Below are 297 nucleotides of genomic sequence, written 5' to 3'. Positions count from 1 at the left end.
ATCGACGGGCACGAGATGGTGTTTATTGCAAAATTAAAGTGCAGAGATGTGCAAAATTTCTATGCAAATGGTTATGCAGAGGGGCTTTACATGGAGGGGTAGCCATGATAACCTGTTTGGGTTTGCCAAATCTGTTACAGCTGGCCGCTTGGCAAAAGAATCATGGCTGCAGAGGCTCCATGTCAAGCCCTTAATAGCGAGAATTCAGATTGAATTTTTATGCGGTATAAACGAATTTATATACTGCAATACTCTGCACTTTTTTCTTGCAAAAAACAGATGGTCAATCAATTGAGG

Origin of the sequence: Geobacillus sp. ZGt-1, assembly GCF_001026865.1 — a bacterium.
Taxonomy (GTDB): domain Bacteria; phylum Bacillota; class Bacilli; order Bacillales; family Anoxybacillaceae; genus Geobacillus; species Geobacillus thermoleovorans.
The sequence above is the reverse complement of the archived record's forward strand: the minus strand, read 5'-3'. Positions refer to the sequence as shown.